The organism is Haloterrigena salifodinae, from assembly GCF_003977755.1.
In the GTDB taxonomy this organism is placed as follows: Archaea; Halobacteriota; Halobacteria; order Halobacteriales; family Natrialbaceae; genus Haloterrigena; species Haloterrigena salifodinae.
The window spans coordinates 49,464-74,775 of the sequence record NZ_RQWN01000001.1; the positions used below are offsets into that span (position 1 = coordinate 49,464).

A 25,312-nucleotide genomic window follows, 5' to 3' on the forward strand; every position below is an offset into this window, starting at 1 on the left:
GTCGTTGGGCCGTTCGGCGTTTAGTGGTTGCGGAGCGTGCGTTCGAAAGCGCCGGGTCGACCGTCGAAGTCGACGGTCGTTCAGGGCCGCAGCGGACCGTACGGCCGCGGACTCACTGCGTCGGATTCCGCGTCGCAGGAAGCGTAAATGAGAACGTCGCCCCCTCGCCGGGTTCGGACTCGACCCAGATTTCGCCGCCGTGATTATTGACGATCTTCTGGCAGAGCGAGAGTCCGACTCCCGTCCCCGAGTACTCGTCGTCGTGGTGGAGCCGCTTGAAAACGTCGAATATCTTGTCCGCTTCGTCCGGCGCGATCCCGATCCCGTTATCGGTAACCGAGAATTCCCAGCTGTTAGCCCGCTGATCGGCCGAGATTTCGACGCACGGCGGATCACTCTCGTTATACTTGATAGCGTTCGAGACGAGATTACTGAACAGGTGCTCGAGTTGCTCGTGGTCGCCGCTCACCGTCGGCAGTGACTCGCTGCTGATCTCCGCGTCGTTCTCCTCGATCTGCATCCGGAGATCGTCGGTGACGTGGTCGAGGACCGCGTCACAGTCGACCGAATCGAACTCATCGTCGGCGTGTTCGACCCGCGAGAACGCGAGCAGATCGTCGACCATCTCCCGCATCCGGTCGGCTCCGTTGACTGCGAAATCGATGAAGTCCTTCGCGTCCCCGTCGAGGTCCTCCTTGTACCGGTTTTCCAGCAGCTGTAGATACGTCGAAACCATCCGGAGCGGTTCCTGCAGGTCGTGCGAGGCGGCGTACGCGAACTGCCGCAGCCGGTCGTTGGATCGTTCCAGTTGCTCGATCGTGTCCTTGAGGTCTGCCTCGTGCTGTTGGCGCTCGATTTCGTAGCTCACACATTGGCCGAGGATATCGAGAAACACCTGCTCCGCCTCGGTGAACTCCTCTCGAGTCCCCAGATCGGTGAAACAGACGGTGCCGTAGTTCTCGCCGCGGACGAACACCTGCGTCCCGGCGTAACACTTGAGATCGAATTCGTGGTAGAGCGCGTCGCCGTCCCACCCGGCCGCCTCGGCGTCGCCGACGCTAATCGAGTCCCCGGTGTTGACGACGCGACGGCAGTAGTTGTCCGTCAACGGCGGGGTGAGCGTCCCTTCGTCGAGTTCGGGATGCGTACCGTGCATATGCTCGATCTCGAACGCCCGCTCGCGTTTGCGAGTGAGCATCCCGATGGGGAGGTTCAGCCGCTTGCAGCCGACTGCTAGCAATTGATCGATCTTCTCGTCTGGATCGAGATCGGGATCGGCGGTGATTTCGTAGAGTTTCCGCTGGGAGTCGTTGTTTTCGCGGCGCTCGATCTCGTAGCTGACCCACTGTCCCATCAACTCGATAAACGAGCGTTCGGTCTCCGAAAACGGTCGCTCCCGCGGTTCGGTACTCCCGAACCAGAGCGTGCCGTACGGCGCGGCTCCGGTCGACACTTTCGTCCCGAGGTAGCTCGTCAGGCCGAACTCCTGGTAGATCGCGTCCTCGGCCCAATGAGTGCCGCGCACGTCGAGCATCTCGACCGGACTATCCTCGGTCACGGTCTGACGGCAGTAACAGCCGTTGTCCGGGTCGGTCCACAGCTCCTCGTCGGCATCTAAGCCGAGTCCGATACCCTTCTCGAGTCGGAATTTGCCGTCCCACGACGGCAAGTGATTCAGGCCGGCGATCTCGAGGTCGAACCGGTCGCATCCGAGTTCGAGTAACTGCTCGAGTTTCTCCTCGAAGCCGAGGGCGGGATCGGACGTGATCTCGTAACACTCGTGGAGGAACCGTTCGCGCTGCTGGCGTTCGAGTTCGTACTTGACCCACTGCCCCAGCAACCGCTGGAACGTGCGCTCGTTAGCCGAGAAGTCCTCGTCGCGGGGCTTCTCGGACACGAAGAAGAACGTTCGGTTGTCGTCGCCCTCGACCTCGATATAGGTGCCGAGATACGTTTTGATGCCGAACTCGTTGTGAACGTGGATATCGTCGTACCCGGCCGCAACGGGGTCGGCCACGCTCCCGATCCCGCCGGTGTCGGTCGCCGCGGTGCAGTACGTTTCCGACAGCGGGAGTTCGAGACCCGCCTCGAAGTACTCGTGATCGTCGCTCACAAATTCGACCTCGAACTGATCGGCGTCGGGATCGACCGTGGCCATCGCTCCAAGTTCGAGGCCGAACTGCCCGCATCCGAGATCGAACAGCGCCTGCAATTTCTCCTCGAACGAGCGCGTGGGATCGGACGAGACCTCGTACAGATTCTGCAGGAATCGTTCGCGGCGGTGGAGTTGGGCCTTCGCCGTGGTCCGGTCCCGGAGCGTCCGGAGCATGCGCTCGTTTTCGCGGGCCGGTGCGTCGGCACCGAAGAACTCCTCCGGCGGCGTGTAGTAGACGTTGTGGCACGCGGCGCCGTCGTAGATGAGATGCGGGTGCGTCTGGACGACGTTCCGGATGACCTCCGGTGCGAACAAGTCACGGTTGTACTGACAGACCGCAAGCGAATCCGTCTGGTCGAAGAGATCGTTGATTTTCTGCTCGTACTCGATGAACTGCTTGACCGGCGTCTCGTCGTCGTCGAGCCACGTCATCTCGGCGACGATCCGGAGCGCCTCGTAGTCCTTCGTAGCCTCGGTGACCATCTCACCGTAGAAGTCGATCATCTCGTCGGGCTCGAACGATCCGTCTCGGAGATAGGTCTCCTGTGCGGTGTGGAACGTCAGTGCGCCCGCGGCGAGCGCGGGATCGACATCGAGTCCGGCGTCGCGCATCGCGTCCCGCACCTCGGCTTCGGTACTCTCGTCGATGACATACATGACGCGCTCGCCGCGCTCGAGCCCGTGCCGAATAAACGGGATGGCGGCCCCGAACTTCTCCGCAGGAGTCTCGTAGATGTGTGCAAAGTGATCGTTGCAGGTGTGCTCGTCGAGCGGTTCGACTGGACCACGGAACTCGGAACTGGACTGAAACGCCTCGAGACCGTTCTCGAGGCCCAGTACCTCCGGCTGGTCATAGCGTCCGGCGGCTTGATTCATTAGACCGGGATATTCGATTCAGACGGTTAAAGATCGGCATTATCGAGATAGTGATAACCACCCACGAGGACTGTGGCTGAGGGATTTAACGCTGCCGACTAAAGCCCTCTACGAGTGAATATTCAGCATCTCAAGCGCGCATAAGTCTATTCGTATCGCGTAGGTAATCCCGACGCCAAGCAGTATGGCCCTCGAGAGCGAACCGCTCGGTATGGGAGAGCACTCGAGTCACGGCGACGGATCGACCGACGCGAATCGGGGGCACGCACCCGGGGGACACGCCGCGCCGGGCGGACTGTCGCTCGCGGCGAACGGGCTCCGCCTCGAGCCGTCGGAGACGCGATTCGAACCCAAGACGCCCGTCCACTGGACGTTCCAGATCGTCGACGAGGACGGAGCGGTCGTGACCGACTTCGAGGAGGCGCACGGCCGGCCGAGTCACCTCGTCGTCGTGCGGCGGGATCTGACCCGATTCCAGCACCGCCACCCGGAACTGCAGTCGGACGGGACGTGGCTCGTCGAGGATCTCGCGGTGCCGGATCCGGGCGTCTACCGCGCGTTCGTGGACGTCGTCGTCGACGGGAACCCGACCACGTTGGGTTTCGATCTGCTCGCACCCGGGACGGTGACCCACGACGAGCGCCCGGACGCCTCGCGTCGCGCGACCGCGGGGAACTACGGGATTGAACTGCTCACCGACGACATCGTCGCCGACGAACGCGGCCGCTTGTCGTTCGCGGTTCGGCGCGACAGCGATCCGGAGCCGGAACTCGAGTCGTACCTCGGTGCGCTCGGGCATCTCGTCGCGCTCCGCGAGGGCGACCTCGCGTACCTGCACGTCCATCCCGAAGCGACGGCCCCCGACAGCGGCCGCGTCGAATTCGGGGCCCGATTTCCAACTCCGGGTCGGTATCGGCTGTTCTTACAGACCAGGCCGGAGGGGACCCTGATCACGGCGCAGTTCGACGTTCGCGTCGATCCGTAGCGCCAATTCGGCGCGCCGAACGGGCGGTCGCCGTCGCGGCGATAGCGGCGGATACGCGACGTGGGTTCCGGCGGACGACCACACCCCGGTTTGATGCAACTGGCTCGAGTCGGTTCCGTAATGACGGATCCCGTCGCCCTCGTCGCGCGATCGCTGGCCGACGAGACGCGCCGCGAGTTCGACCGGCGCGTCGACGAGCAGGCCGCGCGGGTCACCGACGCCCTCCGAGCCGGCCGATTTGACAGTCCCGGCTTCGGACTGGGGCTCGAGCTCGAGGCCTACGCCGTCGACGAGGCGGGACGTCTCGCTCGCGTCCCGGACGCCGTCTTCGAGGGCCGCTGCGAGCGAGAACTCGGGCGACACAACGTCGAGTTCAACACCGAACCGACGCCGTTCGACGGGGCGGGAATCGCCGCGCAGGCGGCCCAACTCGAGCGTCGCGTCCGGAAGGCGCAATCGGACGCCGAAGCGGACGGCCTCGAGATCGTACTGGACGCGATGTGGACGCGGCCGCCGTCGGAGGGTACCCGCGAGTACCTCGCGGCCACCGCGGAGCGGGAGGGCGTGACGCTCGCAGAGAACATGACGGAATCGGCGCGATACTACGCGATCGACAACGATGTGCTGGCGCGAACGGGGGGCGAAATCGCGCTCTCGGTGCCGGGCGTCGAGGAGACGTTCCCGTCGCTCCTGTTCGAGTCGCTGACGAGTTCCGTCCAGCCCCACGTCCAGATCCCCGACGTCGAGGCGTTTCCACGGTACTACAACACCGCGCTCGGGACCCTCGGTCCGGTGCTGGCGCTCGCGACGAACTCGCCGCTGTTGCCGCCCGATCTATACGATTTTGAGAAACGGGACGAGTCCGCGGGTCCCACTGATCCGTACGCGCTCCTCGAGGCGACCCACCACGAACTCCGGATCCCGGTGTTCGAACAGTCCGTCAATCGGGCCTGGGAAAAGGTTCGCGTTCCCCGGCGGATCGAGCGCACGACAGACGCCATCGACAGGCTCGTCGCCGACCAGACCTGTGCACCGTTCCTCCGCGAGTGGCTCGCCGCCGGCGACCGAGAGGAGTTCGCCGATCGGTTCTGGGAACTCGACCACAAGCGCGGGACCTACTGGCGGTGGCTCCGCACCGTCGTCGGCGGCCAGCCGGTCGCGGAGGGGGATCGCTGGTCGGTCCGACTCGAGTACCGACCGCTGCCGACCCAGCCGACGGTCGCCGAAACCGTCGGCCTCCAGTGTCTCGTCGCCGGCCTCCTCCGCGGGCTCGTCGGGGCCGCCCATCCGATCGCGACCCTCGAGCGCGAGGCCGCCGCGGCGAGTTTCTACGACGCGGTCGCGAACGGCCTCGAGGCCGATCTCGCGTGGATCACCGCCGACGGCGATCGCACATCCGATCGGGACGTGATATACGACGAACTCTTCGCGTTCGCCCGCCGCGGCCTCCGGGAGCAAGGCGTGTCCGACGAGACGATCGAGACGTATCTCAGTCCCCTCGAAGCGCGCTGGACCGAGCGAACGACACCTAGCCGCTGGAAGCTCGAGCGAGTGTGCGACCGTCTGGATGCCGGCGAGCGATTCGTCGACGCGGTCACCGGGATGCAGTCCGAATACGTCCGTCGAGCGGGAGCCAACGAACCAATCACGCGGTGGTCGTGACGGCACCCGCCTCCGCCAGTCCGAGACGGAGTATCGGCTCGGCATCGTCCCCAATTTCGATCGAGTTCCGCGGGCGGAGCGGCTAACTCGAGGTCGAACGGCGGCTATGCACGCCGTGATCGTCACCGTCGGCGACGAGTTGCTGGCCGGAGCGACGACGAACACGAACGCCTCGTGGCTGGCCGAGCAGATCACCGAGCGCGGGAGTTCGTCGTCCACGGCGAGATCCGGGCGCGGCTGGCCGAGAAGGTGGCCGCGTTCCGCGAGGCGAACCTCGAGATGGTCGCAGAGTACGATCTCCAGCTCGACATCGCGCCGCGGCCTCGATCCCCGAGGGTGCGACGCCGATCGTCGTCGACGAGGGGTGGGCCCCAGGCTGCATCGTCGAGAACGTCTCCGTCTTCGCCGGCATCCCCGACGAGATAACGGCGATGTTCGAGGCGGTCGCCGACGAGTTTCAGAGGGGACTCCACCGCGGAGACGCTGTACACACCGGCACCCGAGGGATCGCTCCACGAGGTGCTCGAGGGCGTCACCGAGCGGTTCGACGTTTCGATAGGGAACTATCTTTTTTTAGACAGTACGGAAAATAGTCCGATATGCGACTGACGGGCCCGGCTGGACTCGCAACCCGTGCGGTCCTCGCGGCAGCCATTAGTGGGATGGTACTCGCTTGCAGCTTCGCTATTGTGGCCGTAATGGCAGTCACTGGTGGAATGATCCTCTCCGCGTATGGATCAGATCTCCTGGGGTTCGTTCAAATCACTCCTCCTCAGATGTTCTGGCCGATCGTCTGGTTACTCTGTGCGCTCGGCGCAACAGGCTTGTTCGTTCGAGCGATCGTACGCATTATTCGAACCGAACGTGCCGCCTTCCTCGAGCGAACGACGCCGCTCTCAGAGACCACGATGGCCGAGACGTCGTATATCGACTCTTCAGCCGAGCGGCTCGCGAGGCAGGTAGGGATTGCGACACCGACGGTCCGGATCGACTCGACGGCCACTCCGCTTGCATATACGACGTATCGGCCAGATACGTCCATTATCAACGCTGACCGCGACGAGACGCCGGTTATCGTACTCTCGACGGGGCTTATCGAGACGCTGTCACAGTCCGAGCTGTCGGCAGTGCTCGCACACGAGATCGGTCATATCGCCAACGACGATCTTCGACTGATCTCGGTCCTACTAATGCCGCTCATCGCCGCTGAGACGCTCACGGAAGACGAGGGTCGCACGTCGAACGTCTTCGAGCTCTGTGGCCATCACCTCTCGTTTATCGCCTTGATTGGTGTCAGCATCTTTTCGCGTGGTCGAGAGTTGGCCGCCGACCGCGCCGCCGCTGTGATGACCGGTGAGCCCGCTGCACTCGCCAGCGCACTCGAGACACTCGACGAGTCGGCGACTCCGAAACCGACTGCGGATCTCCGAGACCACGCTCGATCGACGAACGCGATCAACGTGCTTCCGACTCTTGGACCCGCGAACAGTGGGACGGGACCCCGATCGACGCATCCATCCCTCGAGACACGTCTCGAACAGCTTCGCTCGCTCGCACGCAGTTGATGAAGTCGAGCACGCGAGTCGGTCTCTCGACGGTCGCTGCTCGATCCCGCCGAGCGATAGCGGTGGCACGAGCGACACGGACCACACCGAAACCGAATTCTCGAGATTGGGGCCGCCGATTCCGGCGTCATCGCGGCACCGTCTCGACCGAAGTCCGTCTCACGCCGACCGTCGATCCTCGACGATTCGCGCGACGACTGCCGTATAGCCGGCGAGAGCCAGCACGAACCGCTCGCCGGTCGCCACGATGGGGAAGATCCGTTCGATCCCTGTCGCCGATTCGCCGCGAGTTGGATCGAATCCCGTTCTGTAGTGGGTGTTCTCGGTCGTCCCGCGCCGTCGACTCGACGACGCTGCAGAATATCCTCGTTCTCACAGGGACGGTTCCACCCTCCGATCTACTCGGAGACCCGATCGAGATCATTCTTCCTCTGAACGTGGTGTTCCTCACAGTCCTTCTTGGGACGTTCTATCTGATCCCTGCGGCGCTCGCGAATTACGCCGTTCACCGAACGCTTCGGTCCGGATTTTCACTGCGGGAAATTTCGACTGTCACTCGCCAGTACCGGTACCTAAAAAGCTGGTCGCTGGCGCTTGGATTGTGGACAATCGGTGGATTACTGTTCGTCGCGTGGAACGTCTGGCGGGCGGAGATTCCAGAGTTCGACTGGACGACCCAGACAAGAGGATTCATCCTCGTCGTCTACGTTCCCACACAAACCGGTGCAATTAGCACGACTGCCCTATTCGCGGCGGGCATCGTGTCGTTCTATCTGCTCGTCTACAGCTATCGAACCATCGGGACAACGTTGCACGAACTCCGGTCGAACGACGACACTGTCTACCAACAGAAGGCGGTAGATGGTACGGAAGTGAAAGACGATTGAGCGAGTACCGAACGCCGAACTACTCATCATGTCGCCTCCCTGATGGTGGAACCTCGAGTTGCCAGTCGGTCGTCGCCGTGCCGTTGTACACGAAGCGTCCGACCGTCACCGTCGAGTGAGGGCGACCCGTGCGAGCGGAGGCGCTAACTGTCGGGAGACCGAACGGCGGCTATGCACGTCGCGATCGTCACCGTCGGCGACGAGTTGCTGGCCGGAGCAACGACGAACACGAACGCCTCGTGGCTGGCCGAGCGGATCACCGAACGCGGGAGCAGCGTCGATCGCATCCTGACGATTCCCGACGACCGAGCGCTGATCGCCGACTACGCCGCCCGCTGGAACGACGCGTTCGACGCCGTGATCGTCACCGGCGGGATCGGCGGCACGCCTGATGACGTGACTGTCGAAGCCGTCGCGGACGGCCTCGACCGCGAGTTCGTCGTCTTCGATCGCATTCGAGAGCGATTGTTCGAGAAGGCGGCCGAGTTCCGCGACGAGAATCCGGACTTAGTCGAGGAGTACGACCTCGAGCTCGATCTCGACGCCGCGGCGTCGCTGCCCGAGGGCGCGACGCCGATCGTGACCGACGCGGGCTGGGCACCGGGCTGTATCGTCGAGAACGTCTACGTCTTCGCCGGCATCCCCGACGAGATGCAGGCCATGTTCCGCGCGGTCGAAGACGAGTTTCGTGGCGACGCCGTCGCCAAGACGATCTACACGCCCGCTCCCGAGGGATCGCTGCACGAGGTGCTCGAGGGGGTCACTGAAACGTTCGACGTCAGCGTCGGCAGCTATCCGCGGGGCGAGAATCGGCCGGGGCGGATCCGCGTGCGAGGGACCGACGAGGCAGCCGTCGAGGACGCGATCGCCTGGCTCGAGGACCGCGTCGAAACGACCGCGCCGCCGTCGGCCAAGTAGTCAGCGTTACCGGTACAGCGAGACGTAGAGCATGCCGAAACCGACGATAAACGGCACCGTCTCGACGACGCGAAACAGCGTCATCGGATCGGGGAGTTGCGAAACGATCGTCGTGAGTCCGACACCCATACTGAGAAACGCGAAGCCGATGAACGCGGACTCCAGGCGCTTGGACTGGCGTTGGCGGTAGGACTGGAAGCTGATGAGCGTCAGCCCGAGCGAGAGCGCGAAGACGGCCATCTGCATCACCATGAGCAGCGCCTGACTGAGCCCGGCGACGGTCATCGGGTCTCACCGGCGCGTGCGGTCGGTGTCGCTGTGTCTCCTGTCATGTTATCTCGAGTCGTTAGTTCACGCCGAGTTCGTCCCAGAGCTGTGAAAACCGATCGGGGAGGTTCTCCTCCCGGAAGATACGAACGTCGTACTCGTCGTCGTCGAGCGAGATGACCGTGCTGTTGAAGTTACACGTGTACTCCTTGTAGTGGTTCCCGTCGTCCGCGACGAGGGTGCGGTACTCGATAAGATCGTTCGCTTCGAGGAGCTCGAGGCGGCGATAGATCGTCGGTTGGGAGAGATCGAGCCGCTCGGCCAACTCCTTCGCGGAGCCGGGCTCGCGGCTGATCGAGGCGAGGACGGTCCGGGCGTGCTCGTCCCCGATCGTATTGAGAATCTCCTCGATGGAGGATTCGTCGTCCATACGTGACCGCTTTGGAGATTCATCGCTAAATGTTTTCCGAGTAGTAGAGAGTGTCTTTGACGCTGATAAATCTCATCGCCCGGTCATCGTCACCGCTCGAGAGCGGTGTGAGACAGCCACAAAAGCGTCGTTATCGCCGACGAAGCGACCGAGACCGGTTCATATCGATTGTCACCGCGATCGTCACGTCGCGTCTTCAATTTGCGAAAATACCTATATATACCCCTTCTCCTGATCCGCAGTCGCTGTCGACGATATATGGTGGTGCAGTGTAAGGTCCGAATATGGCAACGACGAACGGCGTATCAGACGGGATGACCGAACCGTGTGCGGTCTGCGGAACCGATACGCTTCACGAGGTTTCGATCCAACTGATAACCGAGGGCGACGACGACGAAACCGCTCAGTACTCCCGCGAACCCTACCGCGTCCGCGAGTGCTCGCGCTGTGGCAACCGCGAGAGCAAGCGGATGAACAACGCGTGACGCAACTGGTGCGGTCCTGACGAGTCGGTCGCGTCGATCCGCTTCGTTTCGAGGATTCGATTTGCGACCATCCGGAGCCTGACGACGACGAGACGAGTTATTTTCCTGCTTGGCGACCGGGGCTGTTCGCTCGGCCTCCGACGTGGTTTCGCTGGCATCGAATCACTGCAGACCGCGTACTCCGTGTTTTCCGTCGCACCGCGAACTGGCCATCGTCGACCGTTCGATCGAGCGTATCGAATACGACAATCGTCTTTGATTACCGCCGGCTGGCCCCCGTCTGCAGGTTTCGTTTCGGTTGGTCGGTCCCGTGACTTATCACAAACGGGATAAACTATCTCGAGGTGGAGATTATAATAATGTACGATAATTATATACGATCCGTGGTGTGATCCACTTCGCTTAGTTCAGAGTCCCGATTACGTCCTGCGATTAGCAACGTTGGATATTAAAATCATATAATCTGTATTACCGTAACTAGTCGCAAACGCGGCCAAATTACCGATCTCGAGAGCGCAGATAATGATCTCATAAGTTATGCAAATCCACCACGCTATATACGGATGAGAAATGAATCCAGTATCGGCTAATTATGGAAAACGCTTATATGGCTATTCCTCATATGATAGTACAGATTATGACTGGATATTACGACATTGTTCTCGGCCTCATCCCAGTCGCACTGCTCGGTATCACTGCAGCCCTCACGCTCGTGGGACTCTCGTTGACGGCTGCGGTGCCTGTCGGCGCGTTCGTCGCGATGGCGATCATCGGGCACGCGATGTTCGTCAATACGCCCGCAGACGGTGCGGACGAACCCAAGTCCACGCGGCCGCCGATGAACGCCGACTGAGGTCGTTCTTGTCTCCCCGGTTTTTATCTCCGCTCGCGTCCCGTTTTCTGCTATGACTGCGACCCTGTTTCTCTCCAGTGAGGACGTCAGTGACCTTGCATCACCGGCTGACTACGTCGCCACCGTCCGCGAGGGGTACCGCCAGCGCGGCGAGGGCGCGCCAGCCCAGCCGCGGTCGAAGTTCTTCCGCGCCGATCCCGAGGGGATGCTGACGAGCTACGCCGCCGTCCTCCCCGAGACCGGAGCGATGGGCGGCTACATGTACAGTGCCGGCTTCGGCGCCGGAGACGCGTGGTTCATGACGCCGCTGTTCGACGCCGACAGCGGTGCGCCGCTCGCCCTGCTCGACGGCGCCAGCATGAACCCCCACAAGACCGGCGCGGCGGGCGCCGTCGCGGTCGACGAACTCGCGCGTGAGGACGCGACCGTCCTCGCCGTCATCGGCAGCGGCGCGCAGGCGCGGGGCCAACTGCGCGCGACGGCGACCGTCCGCGACTTCGCCGAGGTTCGCGTCTACTCCCCAACCCCCGAGAGCCGCGAATCCTTCGCCGCCGACTTCGACGCGGACCTCGAGGCCGACGTCCGAGCGGTCGACTCGAGTGAAGCCGCGGTTACCGACGCAGACGTCGTCATCACGGCAACGAAAGCCAGCGAGCCGGTCTTCAACGGCGACGACCTCGAGCCGGGCACCCACGTGACGGCGATGGGTCAGTACTCGCCGGACAAGCGGGAGGTGGACGCGCAGACGGTCAAACGCGCGACCTACGTTCCCGACCTGCGAGAGCGCGCGACCTTCGACTCCGGCGAGTTCATGCTAGCCGTCCAGGAGGGCGCCGTGACGGAGGAGGATATCCACGCCGAACTCGGGGAGATCGTCGCCGGGAACGAGCCCGGGCGGACCGGCGACGACGAGATCACGCTCTTCGACAGCGGCGGGACGGGCATCGAGACCGTCGCCGCGGCACACATGCTCTACGAGCGCGCCGAGCGCGAGGGCCGCGGACAGACGATCGAGTTCGCGCCTGCGAGCGAGGCGCTGACCGGCGACTAGGCGAATCGATCGTTCCCTCGGGGCCGTTCTCATAGGAACTATCGCGAGGAACGACTCAAAGAAGCGTTTTAGCTTGGGGTACAGTTACTTTTCCCCACATATTCGGGCCTATTCGATGCAACGACGATCATACATGGCCAGTTTCGCCGGATTCCTCGGCGTTGGACTCGCCGAAGGGACGCCGCTCACCGATCGTTCGACCACCAGTACGGATCCGCAGGACGAATCGGAACGTCTCGACGATCCCCCGATTCCCGATCGCTCGACGACGCCGTCGTCCCGCGCGCTTCGGAACGGTTCGTTCGAATCGTACCTCGACGGATGGACCGTCGGAACGGACCTCCCGTCGGTGCCGGGCGAATCGACGGATCCGGTCGCGCATTCCGTCTCGATAACGTCCGAACGAGCGTCTGACGGCGACCACTCGTTGGCGCTGTACATCGACGGAACCGCCGATGACGGAACGATCTGGGTCGAACAGCCGGTGAACGTCAGCCGGGTACGGACGGTAACCGTCGACGTCTACAGTCAGCAGGAATCGTTCAACCGGATGTCGCAGGTCGCGTTCTTCGCCGGGAAGAAACCGCGCAGCGGACTCGAGGAGAGCGACTTCGATCGAGAAAAAGACATCGAAGACCATTCTGGGTGGAAAACCTACTCGTACTCGGTAGACGATCTCAGCGGAACGGTGACGCTCGCCGTCGGCATGAACGTCGTCTGGGAAACGGGCGTTCGTCGGTACTTCGACGACGTTCGGCTCGTCACCGAGTAAGGGGAGCGCCGTTCGAACGCCTCGAACTCGGCCGTTCGGGGCTCCGTACCCGTTGTCGACGCGAGCGCGAGCCTGCTATTCGTCCGCCGGCCGGACCTTGAACCCGTACCGCGTCACGCCTTCCTGCGTGTAGATTCGGCGAATCGTCGTTTCGATCCGCTCGCCGACCGCGAACGCCTCGGGGGCCGCGTCGGTGCCCATCGCGGAGACGCTAACCGACTCGGTGCCGGACTCGTCCTCGAGGGCAACGATCGCTGCCGCGTAGTCGCCCGACCGGGCCTGCTGTTCTGCGAACTCCGGCGGGGCGCCACCCTGGGAGATAGTTGTGACGGCCTCGACAGTCCCCGTCCCGGGTAGCTCGACCGGCTCGTACTCCACGAGCGAGCCGCAGTCGCCGCAGGCACCTTCCGGCGGGAACGAGAGCGCGCCGCAGTCGGGACAGCGGCCGGCCTCGAGCCGGTAGCGCTGGGGGATCGACCGGCGCCACGAGGGGACGCTGACGTAGGCGCCGCCGCCCGACGGCGGGCCGGTCGTGACGACGCCGCGCTGGCGCAGGTACTCGGCGTAGGAAAGGGTGTCGTCGCCCTCGAGAGCCGTTTTCGCGGGGACTGCGCCGTCGGCATCGACCATGAGCGCGTCCGCGCCCGCGCCGCTACCGTGGGCGACCGCGAGAACGGACTCGACGCCGTCCTCGAGGGCCGTCGCGAGCGAGACGGGGACGCTCGCGGCGCCAAGATCGCCCAATTCGTGGACCGTCGCGGCGGCCCGGATCTCGTCGGTACCGACGCCCGCCGCGCCCGCAGCGCGATAGGGGAGTTTGCCGTCGGGCGCCTGAATCGCGACGGCGTCGGGATCGGGTTCGGTCTCGAGGCCGTCGACGGCGCCGCCGATCGTCTCGGTGAACGCGGCGCGGTCGTACTGGGTGACGCCCAGTCCTTGCGTCTCGTCCTCGCCGGTGTTGCGAAACCGCGTTCCCGGGTAGGGCGTCGTGTACTCGGCGCGGTCGACGATCTCGGCGGGCCCGTCGCGCTCGAGGACGAACGCGGCGGCGCCGGCGCCCGCGGCGTGATCCACGCCGCCGTCGGGGTCGCCCTTCGGAGCGTCGGCCGCGATGACGAGCCCGACGGTCGCGTCCGCGCCGATCGCATCCATGCCGGCCCAGAGCGCACGGGTGCCGGCGCGCGTGCTGCCGGTGAACAGCTGCCGGGTCGTCGATTCGTCGAGGGCGAGCATCTCACCCAGCCGGGCGGTCAGATCTTCCTCGGCCTCCGGCGGCCGCGAGGAGGCGAAGGCGAGCCAGTCGACGCTCGAGGGGTCGACGGCGGCGGCCTCGACCGCCCGCGTGGCGGCCTCGTAGCCCATCGTCAGCGCGTCCTCGTCGGCCGCGGGAACGGCCTTCTCGGTGATGCCGGCCGCGTGGAACTGGCCCCAGGCCTCCTCGAAGGCCTCGGCCGTGATGCGGAACCGCGGCGCGTAGGCGCCGACGCCGGTGATCGCGGTCATTAGGCGCTCACCTCCCGTTCTCTCTCAAATACGTGAACGACGGCCGCACCGCCGCTGCCGCCGACGTTGTGAGTCAGGCCACGGGTCGGGTTCTCGACCTGCCGTTCGCCCGCCTTCCCGCAGAGCTGTTTGAACGCCTCGACAACCTGCCCGGCGCCGGTCGCGCCGATGGGGTGGCCCTTGGACTTGAGGCCGCCGGAGGTGTTGACGGGGAGTTCGCCACCGAGTTCGGTCGCGCCGGACTCGATCAGGTCGCCGGCCTCGCCGCGCTCGCAGAAGCCCAGATCCTCGTAGGCCAGCAGTTCGGCGATGGCGAAGCAGTCGTGGACCTCCGCGAAGTCGAGGTCGTCCGGCTCGACGCCGGCCATCTCGTAAGCCTGTTCGCCGGCGCGCCGGCTCGCGGGGACGCCGGTGTAGGTGTCGCGCTGGAAGAGCCCGACGTTGTCGCTGCCCGCGCCGACGCCGGCGATGCGGATCGGATCGTCCGTGTACTCCTCGACGACGTCCTCGCTGACGATGAGGGCGCAGGCCGCGCCGTCGGAGGTCGGACAGCAGTGATAGAGGTTCAGGGGGTCCGCGACGACCGGGGCGGACTCGGCGTCCTCGAGCGAGCACTCGAACCCCAGCTGGGCGTGGGGGTTCTTCGCGCCGTTTGCGTGGTTCTTGACGGCCACTCGAGAGAGCTGTTCGCGGGTGGTTCCGTACCGCTCCATGTGGACGGAAGCCATCTGGGCGTAGACGCCCGAGAAGGTCGTCCCGGAGAGTCGTTCCCACTCTGTTTCCCCGGAGACGCCGAGCCAGTACTTCGTCGCGTCGGAGCTCGTGTCCGACATGACCTCGAAGCCGCCGGCCAGAACGACGTCAGCCATTCCCGACTTGACCGCCTGAACGGCCTGGCGAACGGCGAAGCCGCTGGCCGCGCAGGCGTTCTCGACGCGCGTACAGGGGACCCCGCCGAGGCCGACGTGTTCGGTGACCGCGGGCCCCGAGAGGCCCAGTTGGCGACCGCCGACTCCCAGGTGACCGACGAAGGCTTCGTCGATCTCCTCGCCGTCGATCCCGTTCGGTACGCTCTCCGTCGCCGCTTCGAACGCCGTCCGGAACAGGGACCGGTAGCTCTCCTCGGGGAACGCCCCGTAGTCCGACTGCCCCGCGCCGACGAGATACGCGTCTCGCATACACGTGGCTGAGATCTCCCAGGATAAAAGATGTACATACTCGCGGAGGACGCTGGCGCCACCGATACGTCGCCCAGTACGCGCCGAACAAGCGCGAGGAGGAGACGACGACCGTCGAGCGACCGACGGACGTTCCCGACCTGCGCGAGCGCGTGACGGTTGACTCGGCGAGTTCTGCTGGTCGTCCAACGGGCACCGTGACCGCGAAGTAACGCTCGGCCGGCTATCGCGTTTCGGGTTCCGGTTCGACCCCGGTGTCGACGTCGTGCGATCCGGACGCTCGAGTCGCCTCGACGATCGCGCGGAGGAGCGTCGACTCGGCCGCGCGAAGGCGCTGGGAAACCGCCGACTTCGAGATCGAAAGCCTCGCCGCGAGCGTCTCGAGATCCGTCTCTCGAGGGCAGTCGAAGTACCCCTTCTCGAAGGCGACTTCGAGTGCTTCCCACTGTTTCGGCGTCACGTCCCGGACGTCGATTCGGAGCGTCGTCGGGCGGCGACTCGAGTCGGGCGCGTCGACGATGCGAGCGTCGACCACGTCCTCGACGCAGTCGACGAGCTGTTCGATCGAATCGTCCTCGGTCACGGTCACCGTGACTCGGATCCGGTTGCCGTCGATATCGTTCCTCATGGGCGGACAGCGCGTTGATCGACCCCGGGTTTCTCGCCGATACCGGACACTGGGACGGGTGTGTTTGTTTCGATTTGCATCGTTCTAACTGCGCTGGAAACGGGGGTCGATTACCCGTCGTATGGCGGTCTTCGAAGGTCGGTTCTCACGGATTCGGATCGTAGATTTCGGGATCCGCCTCGCCGTCGACATCGATGACCGCGAGTGCGCCCCGCCGAGCCGCGCGGGTCAGTGCGTGGTCGACGATCTTGACCGGTCCGGGGACGGGGAACTCCATCTCGGCCGCGGCGGTCGTCCCCGGGGCCACGGGCGCGGTCTCGATGTTACGATCGGGGGCGGTCAGGAGGTCGCCGTCGCGGTAGAACCGGCTCCAGACGTTGCCGATCGGGTGCCACGAACTCAGCAGGTTCGGCCCGCCGTTGGCGAAGTAGACGCGGGCGGTTTCGCCGACTTCGGCGTGCATCGGCCCGACGCCGTCCTCGGTGAAACCGTAGGCCTGTCCGTTGAAGACGACGTACGTGGGCTGCTCGGCCAGCATTGCGTCGAAGTCGAAGCCGTGGTGTCCCTCCTCGCCGACCGACCCGCCCGTGTAGATCTCGTGCTGGCCGAGGTAGAACTCCCGGTCGACCTCCGGAAGGCCGTCCTCGGGCTCGACGAGAATCGAGCCGAACATCCCGGCGCTGATGTGCTGGTCCATGTCCGGAATCGCACAGTGGTAGATGAACACGCCCGGGTACTCGGCTCTGAAGCTGATCTGCGCGGGATCGTCGCCGGGGCTAATCGTCGTCGCGTCAGCACCGCCGCCCGGTCCGTAAACCGCGTGGAAGTCCATGTTGTGGTTCGTGACGTTCAGGTCGTCGGGGACCTCGAAGGTGAGGGTGACGCGGTCGCCACGGCGGACCCGCAGCATCGGACCGGGAACCTGCCCCTCGAAGGTCATGTAGTCGAAGGTGACCCCCGGTTCGATCTCGGCGGTCACCCGCTCGGTTCGAACCGTGACGTCGTGCTCGCGAGGTTCGTTCCAGTCGACCGGATCGGGGATAGTCGTCGGATCGCGAGCGATCCTCTCGACGTCGACGGACTCGACCGCCGCCAGCTCCCCCTCCTCGTCCGTCTCGGTATCGGTGCCCTGTGCGTTCTGCTCGCCGTCGTTAGACAGTCCGTCGAGACAACCGGCGATCGCCAGCGCGGTCGCCCCACCGGCCGTTTGCAGGAACCGTCGTCGGGAGTTGGTGTTCGGGGTCATGACGTGACACTTAGGTATCGATCCGTTCGATTATTGAACCAAGAGGCGCGTTTCTCCGGGATGGGAAGCCTACTGTAGGGGTACAGCCGCGTTACCTCCGCTCGAGAACGGACCCGAAGATGTTCTGATTTCGGTATAAGCGTGTTCGACGGCGCCTCGAGAGCGACCGTCCGAGTTCGGTCGCGGCCCGAGCCGGCGTTCCTTCGAGCGAACCGCACGACGGGAGCTGGGATCGCCGATACTATTCGTGAGACGCGACGCGGGATTCAAACGTCTCGTCGTCGTACACCAAGTATGTCCCGTGCAGACGAACTCGTGGCCGTCCTCGAGACGGTGGAGTCGCTGGCGATCGTCTGCCACGACAATCCGGATCCGGACTGTCTGGCCAGCGCCCTGGCCCTCAAGGCAATCGCGACCGACCACGACGTCGAGGAGGTGACGATCGCCTACGGCGGCGAGATTTCCCACCAGCAAAACCGGGCGCTGGTCAACATGCTCGACATCTCCCTGCAGCCGATCGAGGACACGGCCGTCGACGACTACGACTGCATCGGCTTCGTCGATCACTCACAGCCGGGAGCCAACACCGAACTCCCGACGGAGATCGAGCCCGGGATCGTCGTCGATCACCACCCCGGCGAGTCGGTCGGCGCGCCCTTCGAGGACGTCCGGACCCGGATCGGAGCGACCGCGACCATCTTCGTCGAGTACCTCTGCGAGCTCGAGATCGAGTTGACGACGCGGCTCGCCTCGGCGCTGCTGTTCGCGCTCCACCGCGAACGGCTCGATTTCGTCCGCGAGCCGACCCTCCGGGAGTACGAGGCGGCGCTGGCGGTCTACCCCCACGCGGACTTAGAGACCCTCGAGCAACTCTACAGCAGCGCGTTCTCGCCGGGCACGCTCGACGCGATCGGGAAGGCGATCGCGAGCCGCGAACGGCGGGGCTCCTCGCTGGTCGCGAGCGTCGGCAAAACGACCGAGACCGACGCCTTACCCCAGGCCGCGGACTACCTGCTGAACCTCGAGGGCGTCGACACGGTGCTCGTCTACGGCGTCGTCGACGGCTCGATCCGGCTGAGCGCGCGCTCGATCGACCCGCGGATCCACATCGGGGAGACGCTCCAGACCGCCTTCGACGATCTCGGACAGGTCGGCGGCCACCACGACATGGCCGGCGGACGGATCGAGCTCGGCCTCTTCGCCGACGAGGCCGACGACACGGACGCGCTGCTCGAGTTCGTCGACGGCCGCCTCACGCGTCGGTTCTTCGACGCCCTGAACCTCGACGACGTCCAGTGAGCGCGCGCCAGTCGATCCGGGCACACACCTGGTGGCGGGGCCGTCGCGATCGGTCGATGAGTGTTGGCTGCGGCATCGCCGGTCAGTCGATGTCGATCGTCCGCGTCTCGCCGCCGGGCTCCAGTTTCGGAAGCCGAACCGTCAGGACGCCGTTGTTGACGGTCCCGGTCGCGGCGTCGGCGTCGACGCGCTCGGGAAGCCGAACCTGCCGGCTGAACGACTGCAACTCGCGCTCGCGGCGAATGTAGGTTCCCTCCTGCTCGCCCGCCCGGTCGCCTTCGCCCGTCCCGCGTGTCTCCTCGCGCTCGCGTTCCTCAAGATTGTCGCGCTCGCCGAGTCCGCTGCTCTCCGTGACCGCGTGCTGCCGTTCGCCCCTGATGGCGAGCGTCTCGTCGCGGACGCGAATCTCGAGGTCGTCGCTCTCGTAGCCGGGGACGTCGACGGTGGCGACGAACTCGTCGCCTTGATCGGTCAGGTCCAGCCGGGTTGCCGCCCCGCTCATCGAGAGGTCGAGTCGACTCCGATCATCGACCTCCGACTGCCAGGTTCGGGCGGCCGTCTCGAGCCGACGATTCAGTTGGTCGAACAGCTCGTCGAGTCCGTCGAACGGGGTGGGTCTATCAGACATGGTATGTTGTAACACACAACGCGAACGGCGAAAAAGGCCACTCTCGTCGTCGCGGATTGTCACGCAAGGAAACGTATCGAAGCGGACATTGCGGCAGAACCGAGGGGAGGGCTGGTCGTTTTTACGCTCCGTCCCGTACGAACGGGTGTGAGTTCTGCACTGTTTGTCGTCAGCGAAGAGGGGTATTGGGGAGAAGAATGCGTCGAGCCGCTCGAGACGCTCTCGGAAGCGGGCCTCGAGATCACGGTCGCGACGCCCTCCGGGAGTCCACCGAAGGTCGACGAGCGCTCGATCGACCCCGACGAGGTCGGCGAGGAGACCGCCGAGCACGTCCGGGAGGTCCATGAGAACGACGAGCGGCTGAACGATCCGATCCCGACGGCCCAGGCCGAGGCCGAGGGCTACGACGCGGTCGTCTTCCCCGGCGGTCACGGCGCCGAGTGGGACGTCAACCAGGACAGCGACGCGCGGCGCCTCCTCCGCGAGGCCGTCGCCGGCGACGACGGCAAGGCGCTGGTCGTCTGCCACGCCGTCGGCATCCTCGCGTTCGCCCGCGACCGACAGGGCGCGTTCATCGTCAACGGTCGCGATATCACCGGCTTCCCCAACGAGTGGGAGGAGGGCATCGTCGACGAGAACGACCTGATGCCCAGCGGCCGGAAACTGCCCTACTGGGTCGAAGACGAGGTCAAGGCGGCCGGCGCCAACTGGGACGCCGAACTCGACGCGGACACCAGCGTCACCGTCGACGGCGACCTGCTGACCGCCCGCGGTCCCGGCTCCTCGAGCGCGGCGGCCGAGACGCTGCTCTCCGAGCTCGGCGAGTAACGCCTCCGGCGTACGCACCGGCGACCCGATAGCGTCCGTCGATATTGCTAATCCGTCCCCGTTCGGACGACTCTCGTGCGACCGTTCGCGGCTCCGTTCGTCCCGGATCGACCGCCGACCGAGCGAGTTATCCCCGCTGGTTCCCGAGCACGACTGTGGTCCCCGCTGAATCGAACCCGTCCGCAGAAGTCCGCTTAGAGAGCCGTAGCTACCGAATTACGGTCGACGACGGCCGCGAGTCGTTCTTCGCACTCAGCATCGAAGACGCCACCAACGAGGACGCGTGGCTCATGTCGGACACCGTCGTCGCCCTCGAGAACATGCGATAGTTCGACCGCGACCGACCGACGGTCGCGTCGGGCCTCCTCGAGTCTCATCTCACTCAGTTGTGACGTCGCGCGTCGTCGATAGGAAAGCGCTTCAAGCGGGACGCCGTTCTCCGATCCGATGAATCGTCGGACCCTGTTGGCCGCCGGCAGCGTTCTCGCGGGAACGGTTACCGCCGGTGTCGCGAGTCAGCCGCCGGGTAACGACCGGCTGCTCGCGGCCGCTCGAGCACCGAGCGACACGGGCGAGGCCGAAACACAGACGGAACGACTCCTTACGGACACCGATCACGAGACGCCGCTGTACGAAATCGACTCGCCGCGGGACGGTCCGACGGCGATGGTGTTCGGCGGCGTTCATGGTGACGAGCGAAGCGGCGTCACAGTCGCTCGCGAGGTCGTCGACTGGCGCCCCGACGCGGGCACGCTCGTCGTCGTCCCCGAGACGAACCGCGTGGCCGTCGAGAACAACGAGCGGGAGGGCCCCGACGGCGATCTGAACCGCATGTTTCCGGTCGGTCAGGAGCCGACGACCGAACTCGCGCGCGGTATCTGGGACGCCGTCGAACGCCGCGAACCGGACGTCGTCCTCGATCTCCACCGGTCGCTCGGTGTCTATGGATTTCACCGGGAGTACGTCGGGCAGGCGATCTTTCACTCGCCGGACGCCCGCGGTGACGAACTCGCCGACGCGCTCGACGCCGACGGCGTCCCCTGGTACCTCCCCTTCCACCGGTTCACGGCCCGGGAGACCGACCTCTCGAGCCCCCTGCTCTTTCAGAAGGCCGCCCGCGAACTCGAGTCGGCGGCCTACCTCTTCGAGACGACCGAGTTCTTGCTGGATCGGGAGACGAGGGTCGAACTGACGCGGCTGGCGACGGCGCGCGTCCTCGCGATGCACGGCCTGCTCGAGGTCGAGGCCGGAGGTGCCGAATGACCGCCGAACGCGAGCGTCCGGGAGACGGTGCGAGCCCCGCGCTCGAGCGGTACCTGCCGGCGTCGCTCCGCCGGGCCGTCGCGAGCCCCGCGACGCTCGTCTCCTTCGCGACGCTGGTCGTCCCCTTCGCCCTCGGTTGGCTCGAGACGCGGTTTTTCTCGCCGCTCGCGCTCCCGGGATATCTGCTCTACAGCGTCGGAACGGCGATCGGAAACGCCCTCGCGCCGCGCTTCGAGTTCTGGATCTACTGGGTGCCGTTCCTCGGCGCGAGCTATTCGATCGCGGTCGCCGTCGGCTACGGATACGAGCGGTTGCGCGACCGGGCGACGGCGGCGAACAACTGAATCAGTCCCTTTTTACGCGACCGCGGGGAACCATCGGGTATGAGCTTCGAGGAAGACGATCGCGTCGTCCTGAACGACGAGCACAGCGAGTTCGACGGAGAGACCGGCACCGTCACCCAGACGATGGAGTCGATGTTCGGCGACGTCACCTACACCGTCAGCTTCGAGGACGGACAGGAGACCGGCGTCCCCGAGGACGACCTCGAGGCGGCCGACGACGACGAAGACGAGGACGAGGAATAACGACCGCTGGTCGCGAGGATTCGATTCGCGACCGTTTCACGGACACGGATAGGTTCAGATGCCACAGATCCCGCTTCACTACGTCGACTTACGCACGTTCTGCTACGCCACCGAGGACGAGAAACGCGTCGAGGAGGCCATGCGCACGTTTCTTCCCGACGGCGACGACGACGAACCGTTCGAGATCGAACGCGTCGAGAGCGAGGGCCACTACGGCGACCGAATTCTGGTCCTCTCGGCTCGCGTCGAGAAGGCCAACGACGTCCGCCACGTCCTCTCGCGGCTGGCCGACCTCGAGAGCTTCGACGACGTGATCGACGAACTCGACGAGCGGGTCACCGAGAACACCGAACTCTTCCTGCGACTCGACAAGCAGGCCGCCTTCGAAGGGGACGTTCGACTCGGCGACGGAATCACCTTCCGCGGGAAGGTCGAGGCCTACCCCGCCAAGAAGGAGAAGGCCGTCGAGAACGCCCGCGACGTCCTCGAGCGACTGCGCGAACAGGACTGAGTTTCGTCGTCTCGACGCGTCGGACGGCGAGTATCTGTCCTGATGTCCCGTTATCAGTAGTTAGTACTACGATTTCTTTATTCAGAACCACGCCTGAAACTGGATGACTGGTTTCGTCAAGTACGTGTGCGAACGAACGGGAGAACGCTTATAACAAGACGAGGAGAATTATTACAAAATGTCATCACCTGATGACAACGCGGAAGGATTCGGCTTTTCGCTCCGCAATGTGATTTTAGTTGTCCTTTCCCTGTTCATTTTTTATCTCGGAAGGGGATGGGCGCGGGGACTCCTGGAAGGGAACTATCCGATAGGCGTATTAGGCTTGGTACTCGCTCTTGCACCGATAGTCTGGCTACTGTTTGTGATCAGAGAGGCATATTTCTGAAAATCCGCTCAGATGTGGGCCCTCTATTAGTAACGAAATCGAGATACCATCTACTGTTATCGTCCGTCTTCTCGTCTCTTTGACCGCCCGTCTTGCGATCCAGTTGATCGCGACCGTCCGGTTGCAAAGCCCTTTTGACTGGTCGGTCAGTAAGTCGGGTAACGAAATCTCGAATGTCTGAAGACACCGTCGACGATCTTATGGAGGCGACGTACCGGGCGCTCTGCAAACACGGCTACGCGGAGTTGACGATGCAAGACATCGCCGCGGAGTCGGACAAGAGCAAGGGCACCCTGCACTACCACTTCGACGGCAAGGGCGACCTCCTCGAGTCGTTCCTCGGCTTCCTGCTCGATCGGTTCGAGGACCGACTCGAGACGCTCGCCGGCGAGACGCCGGCCGAACGGCTCCACGCGCTGTTCGACGAGTTGCTGACGGAGGGCGACGACGACGCCGCCGAGGAGTTCCGGACGGCGATCCTCGAGATCAAGTCCCAGTCGCCGTACAACGAGGCCTACCAGGAGCAGTTGACCGAGTTCGATCGGGCGATGCACGACCGGATCGCGAACTTCGTCGAGGCCGGAATCGAGGCCGGGCAGTTCCGCGATGACGTCGATCCCGACGAGACCGCCGAGTTCCTTGTCACCGTCTTCCACGGCGCCCAGACGCGCGCGGCGGCCGTCGATCAATCCCTCGAACAGACCAGGCGGTACGTCCACGAGTACATCGACGACCTGCGGACCGACGACTCGAGTCCCGACGACGGTGACGTGTCCTCGACCGACGGGACGGCGGACGCCTCGTCGGCCGCCGAGACGGAAGCGACGACAGCGGACGACTCGGAGGACGCGGGCGAGGACACAGGAGAGGACGAGACGGAGGGAGACTAGATGAGCCTCGCGGATCGCCTCTCGACCCTCTTCAAGGGCCGCGAGGAGTTCGACCTGACCGAGGGCAGCATCGCGCGGCCGCTGTTCTACCTCTCCTTGCCGATCATCGTCACGAACCTGTTGCAGACCGCCTACAACCTCTTCGACACGTTCTGGCTCGGCCAGTACAAGACGGAGACGCTGGCGGCGATCAGCTTCGCGTTCCCGATGGTCTTTCTGCTGATCTCGGTCGGGATGGGGCTGTCGGTCGCCGGGAGCGTCCTCGTCGCCCAGCACATCGGCGCGGGCGAGGAGCGCGAGGCGGAGTACGCCGCCTCCCAGACGGTCGCGCTGTCGCTGCTAGGCGCCACCCTCATCGGAGTCGTCGGCTACGGCTTCGTCAGGGAACTTCTGGGGCTGCTGGGTGCTTCCCGTGACGTGTTGCCGCTGGCGACCGACTACATGCAGGTCATCTCGCTCGGCATGCCCTTTATGTTCGGCTTCTTCGTCTTCATCGCGCTCATGCGGGGCTACGGGGACACGATCACGCCGATGCTCGTCATGTTCGGCTCGGTGTTGCTCAACGTCGTCATCGACCCGTTCCTGATCTTCGGCTGGGGGCCGTTCCCCGAACTCGGCATTCAGGGCGCGGCGATCGCGACCGTCTTCTCCCGGGGGCTCGCCCTCGCCGTCGGCCTCGCGATCATGTTTCGCGGCTCGAGGGGCGTCAAGATCCGACTGGGGCAGATGCGGCCGGACCTCTCGTACGCGCGGAAACTCGTCGAGATCGGCATTCCGGCGTCGGTCGAGGGGATGGGCCGGGCGCTGTCGATCAACCTGCTGTTGGTCATCGTCGCGTTCTTCCCGGACACGGTCGTCGCCGCCTACGGCGTCGGGACGCGCGTGTTTTCGGTCATCTTCCTGCCGGCGGTGGCGGTCGCCCGCGGGGTCGAGACGATGACCGGCCAGAACGTCGGCGCCGGCAAACCGGACCGCGCTGCGGACGCCGCTAACTTCGCCGCTCGAGTGATGTTCGTCGTGCTGGGCGCCCTCGGCGTCGTGGCGTGGCTCGGGGCGCGGCCGATTATCGCCGTGTTCACCACCGATCCAGAGGTCGTCGACATCGGCGTCTCCTTCCTGCGGTACGTCGCGCCGTCGTTCGGTTTCATCGGCGTGATGCGGGCGTACAACGGGAGTTTCCGGGGCACCGGCAAGACCCTCACGGCGGCGGCGATCGTCCTCGTGATCTACGCCGGCATCCGCCTCCCGACCGCCTACGGCCTCTCGAGGGCGATCGGCTACGAGGGGATCTGGATCGCCTTCGCCGTCTCGAACGCCGTCGGCGCCGCCCTCGCCTACGGCTGGTATCGCCGGGGCACCTGGCGGGACGCCGGCGTGCGCGATGCCGAACCCGGCGCTTCCCAGGGCGTCGCCGACGACCTCGATCTCGAGGAGACGAGCACCGACGACTGACGACC

The 25,312-nt window shown here is 64.8% G+C and carries 27 protein-coding genes and 1 pseudogene; 20 read left to right on the top strand and 8 right to left on the bottom strand.

Annotated features, from left to right (window positions below; translation table 11 throughout):
• Positions 1-112: 112 nt before the first annotated feature.
• Entirely contained in the window at positions 113-3,031 is a 2,919-nt protein-coding gene (locus EH209_RS00260) for an MEDS domain-containing protein (protein WP_126661013.1), read from the bottom strand.
• A gap of 211 nt (positions 3,032-3,242) precedes the next feature.
• Between EH209_RS00260 and EH209_RS00265 the strand changes: the two genes are divergently transcribed.
• The 6 genes and pseudogenes from EH209_RS00265 (at position 3,243) to EH209_RS00290 (ending at position 9,048) form a co-directional block, all read left to right on the top strand.
• Entirely contained in the window at positions 3,243-4,016 is a 774-nt protein-coding gene (locus EH209_RS00265) for a hypothetical protein (RefSeq protein WP_249038716.1), read from the top strand.
• 120 nt (positions 4,017-4,136) lie between these two features.
• Complete coding sequence (locus tag EH209_RS00270) at positions 4,137-5,678, top strand: hypothetical protein (RefSeq protein WP_126661015.1); 1,542 nt, start codon at positions 4,137-4,139, stop codon at positions 5,676-5,678.
• A 106-nt stretch (positions 5,679-5,784) separates the two neighbouring features.
• Positions 5,785-6,245, top strand: a pseudogene (locus EH209_RS24470) (molybdopterin-binding protein); the annotation flags it as partial.
• Between the two features lie 341 nt (positions 6,246-6,586).
• A complete protein-coding gene (locus EH209_RS00280) occupies positions 6,587-7,243 on the top strand; it encodes a M48 family metallopeptidase (RefSeq protein WP_126662487.1) in 657 nt (218 codons plus the stop codon).
• Between the two features lie 290 nt (positions 7,244-7,533).
• Entirely contained in the window at positions 7,534-8,130 is a 597-nt protein-coding gene (locus EH209_RS00285) for a DUF4013 domain-containing protein (RefSeq protein ID WP_164721973.1), read from the top strand.
• Positions 8,131-8,301: 171 nt separating this feature from the next.
• A complete protein-coding gene (locus EH209_RS00290) occupies positions 8,302-9,048 on the top strand; it encodes a competence/damage-inducible protein A (RefSeq protein WP_126661017.1) in 747 nt (248 codons plus the stop codon).
• Between the two features lie 6 nt (positions 9,049-9,054).
• Here EH209_RS00290 and EH209_RS00295 read toward each other — a convergent pair whose 3' ends face one another.
• Both EH209_RS00295 and EH209_RS00300 read right to left on the bottom strand, forming a co-directional pair.
• Positions 9,055-9,333 (bottom strand): DUF7521 family protein, encoded by a 279-nt coding sequence (locus tag EH209_RS00295; protein WP_008895192.1) that lies wholly within the window; start codon positions 9,331-9,333, stop codon positions 9,055-9,057.
• A 61-nt stretch (positions 9,334-9,394) separates the two neighbouring features.
• Positions 9,395-9,745: an ArsR/SmtB family transcription factor gene (locus EH209_RS00300; RefSeq protein ID WP_126661018.1), complete on the bottom strand. Its 351-nt coding sequence runs from the start codon at positions 9,743-9,745 to the stop codon at positions 9,395-9,397.
• A gap of 284 nt (positions 9,746-10,029) precedes the next feature.
• Between EH209_RS00300 and EH209_RS00305 the strand changes: the two genes are divergently transcribed.
• The 4 genes from EH209_RS00305 to EH209_RS24480 all read left to right on the top strand — a co-directional run bounded on the left by EH209_RS00305 (position 10,030) and on the right by EH209_RS24480 (position 12,906).
• Entirely contained in the window at positions 10,030-10,230 is a 201-nt protein-coding gene (locus EH209_RS00305; RefSeq protein WP_126661019.1) for a DUF7835 family putative zinc beta-ribbon protein, read from the top strand.
• 637 nt (positions 10,231-10,867) lie between these two features.
• On the top strand, positions 10,868-11,083 hold the full coding sequence (locus EH209_RS00310; protein ID WP_049914556.1) for a hypothetical protein: 216 nt from the start codon (positions 10,868-10,870) through the stop codon (positions 11,081-11,083).
• 52 nt (positions 11,084-11,135) lie between these two features.
• A complete protein-coding gene (locus EH209_RS00315; protein WP_126661020.1) occupies positions 11,136-12,134 on the top strand; it encodes an ornithine cyclodeaminase family protein in 999 nt (332 codons plus the stop codon).
• Positions 12,135-12,249: 115 nt separating this feature from the next.
• Positions 12,250-12,906, top strand: a complete 657-nt coding sequence (locus EH209_RS24480; RefSeq protein ID WP_249038717.1) for a hypothetical protein — start codon at positions 12,250-12,252, stop codon at positions 12,904-12,906.
• A gap of 75 nt (positions 12,907-12,981) precedes the next feature.
• Here EH209_RS24480 and EH209_RS00325 read toward each other — a convergent pair whose 3' ends face one another.
• The 4 genes from EH209_RS00325 to nirK all read right to left on the bottom strand — a co-directional run bounded on the left by EH209_RS00325 (position 12,982) and on the right by nirK (position 17,461).
• On the bottom strand, positions 12,982-14,409 hold the full coding sequence (locus tag EH209_RS00325) for a zinc ribbon domain-containing protein (RefSeq protein ID WP_126661021.1): 1,428 nt from the start codon (positions 14,407-14,409) through the stop codon (positions 12,982-12,984).
• Positions 14,409-15,587, bottom strand: coding sequence for a thiolase domain-containing protein (locus EH209_RS00330; RefSeq protein ID WP_126661022.1), 1,179 nt, complete (start codon positions 15,585-15,587; stop codon positions 14,409-14,411). The genes EH209_RS00325 and EH209_RS00330 overlap by 1 nt, the downstream gene beginning before the upstream one ends.
• Positions 15,588-15,810: 223 nt before the next feature.
• The gene (locus EH209_RS00335; RefSeq protein ID WP_126661023.1) at positions 15,811-16,215 is read right to left on the bottom strand and encodes a helix-turn-helix domain-containing protein; all 405 of its coding nucleotides are present in this window, start codon (positions 16,213-16,215) and stop codon (positions 15,811-15,813) included.
• Between the two features lie 145 nt (positions 16,216-16,360).
• Positions 16,361-17,461 carry a copper-containing nitrite reductase gene (gene nirK / locus EH209_RS00340; protein ID WP_126661024.1) on the bottom strand — a complete coding sequence of 367 codons (1,101 nt, stop codon included), beginning with the start codon at positions 17,459-17,461 and terminating at the stop codon, positions 16,361-16,363.
• 294 nt (positions 17,462-17,755) lie between these two features.
• On the opposite strand from nirK, the gene EH209_RS00345 reads away from it, so the two are divergent.
• Complete coding sequence (locus EH209_RS00345; RefSeq protein ID WP_126661025.1) at positions 17,756-18,760, top strand: DHH family phosphoesterase; 1,005 nt, start codon at positions 17,756-17,758, stop codon at positions 18,758-18,760.
• Positions 18,761-18,842: 82 nt separating this feature from the next.
• Here the strand turns inward: EH209_RS00345 and EH209_RS00350 are convergent, their stop codons facing one another.
• A complete protein-coding gene (locus EH209_RS00350; RefSeq protein ID WP_126661026.1) occupies positions 18,843-19,388 on the bottom strand; it encodes an Hsp20/alpha crystallin family protein in 546 nt (181 codons plus the stop codon).
• 147 nt (positions 19,389-19,535) lie between these two features.
• Here EH209_RS00350 and EH209_RS00355 point away from each other — a divergent pair, with 147 nt between their 5' ends.
• From EH209_RS00355 to EH209_RS00390, 9 genes are all read left to right on the top strand, one after another.
• Positions 19,536-20,216, top strand: a complete 681-nt coding sequence (locus EH209_RS00355) for a type 1 glutamine amidotransferase domain-containing protein (RefSeq protein ID WP_126661027.1) — start codon at positions 19,536-19,538, stop codon at positions 20,214-20,216.
• 155 nt (positions 20,217-20,371) lie between these two features.
• Positions 20,372-20,545 (top strand): hypothetical protein, encoded by a 174-nt coding sequence (locus EH209_RS23795; protein ID WP_164721974.1) that lies wholly within the window; start codon positions 20,372-20,374, stop codon positions 20,543-20,545.
• A 118-nt stretch (positions 20,546-20,663) separates the two neighbouring features.
• Positions 20,664-21,479 (top strand): succinylglutamate desuccinylase/aspartoacylase family protein, encoded by an 816-nt coding sequence (locus EH209_RS00360; protein WP_126661028.1) that lies wholly within the window; start codon positions 20,664-20,666, stop codon positions 21,477-21,479.
• Positions 21,476-21,823 carry a hypothetical protein gene (locus tag EH209_RS00365; protein ID WP_126661029.1) on the top strand — a complete coding sequence of 116 codons (348 nt, stop codon included), beginning with the start codon at positions 21,476-21,478 and terminating at the stop codon, positions 21,821-21,823. The genes EH209_RS00360 and EH209_RS00365 overlap by 4 nt, the downstream gene beginning before the upstream one ends.
• A gap of 39 nt (positions 21,824-21,862) precedes the next feature.
• A complete protein-coding gene (locus EH209_RS00370) occupies positions 21,863-22,066 on the top strand; it encodes a DUF1918 domain-containing protein (protein WP_126661030.1) in 204 nt (67 codons plus the stop codon).
• Positions 22,067-22,124: 58 nt separating this feature from the next.
• A complete protein-coding gene (locus tag EH209_RS00375; protein WP_126661031.1) occupies positions 22,125-22,577 on the top strand; it encodes an RNA-binding protein in 453 nt (150 codons plus the stop codon).
• 178 nt (positions 22,578-22,755) lie between these two features.
• Positions 22,756-22,965 carry a hypothetical protein gene (locus tag EH209_RS00380; protein ID WP_126661032.1) on the top strand — a complete coding sequence of 70 codons (210 nt, stop codon included), beginning with the start codon at positions 22,756-22,758 and terminating at the stop codon, positions 22,963-22,965.
• A gap of 173 nt (positions 22,966-23,138) precedes the next feature.
• Positions 23,139-23,855 (top strand): TetR/AcrR family transcriptional regulator, encoded by a 717-nt coding sequence (locus tag EH209_RS00385; protein ID WP_211338306.1) that lies wholly within the window; start codon positions 23,139-23,141, stop codon positions 23,853-23,855.
• Positions 23,856-25,307, top strand: a complete 1,452-nt coding sequence (locus EH209_RS00390; RefSeq protein ID WP_126661033.1) for an MATE family efflux transporter — start codon at positions 23,856-23,858, stop codon at positions 25,305-25,307.
• Positions 25,308-25,312: the final 5 nt, after the last annotated feature.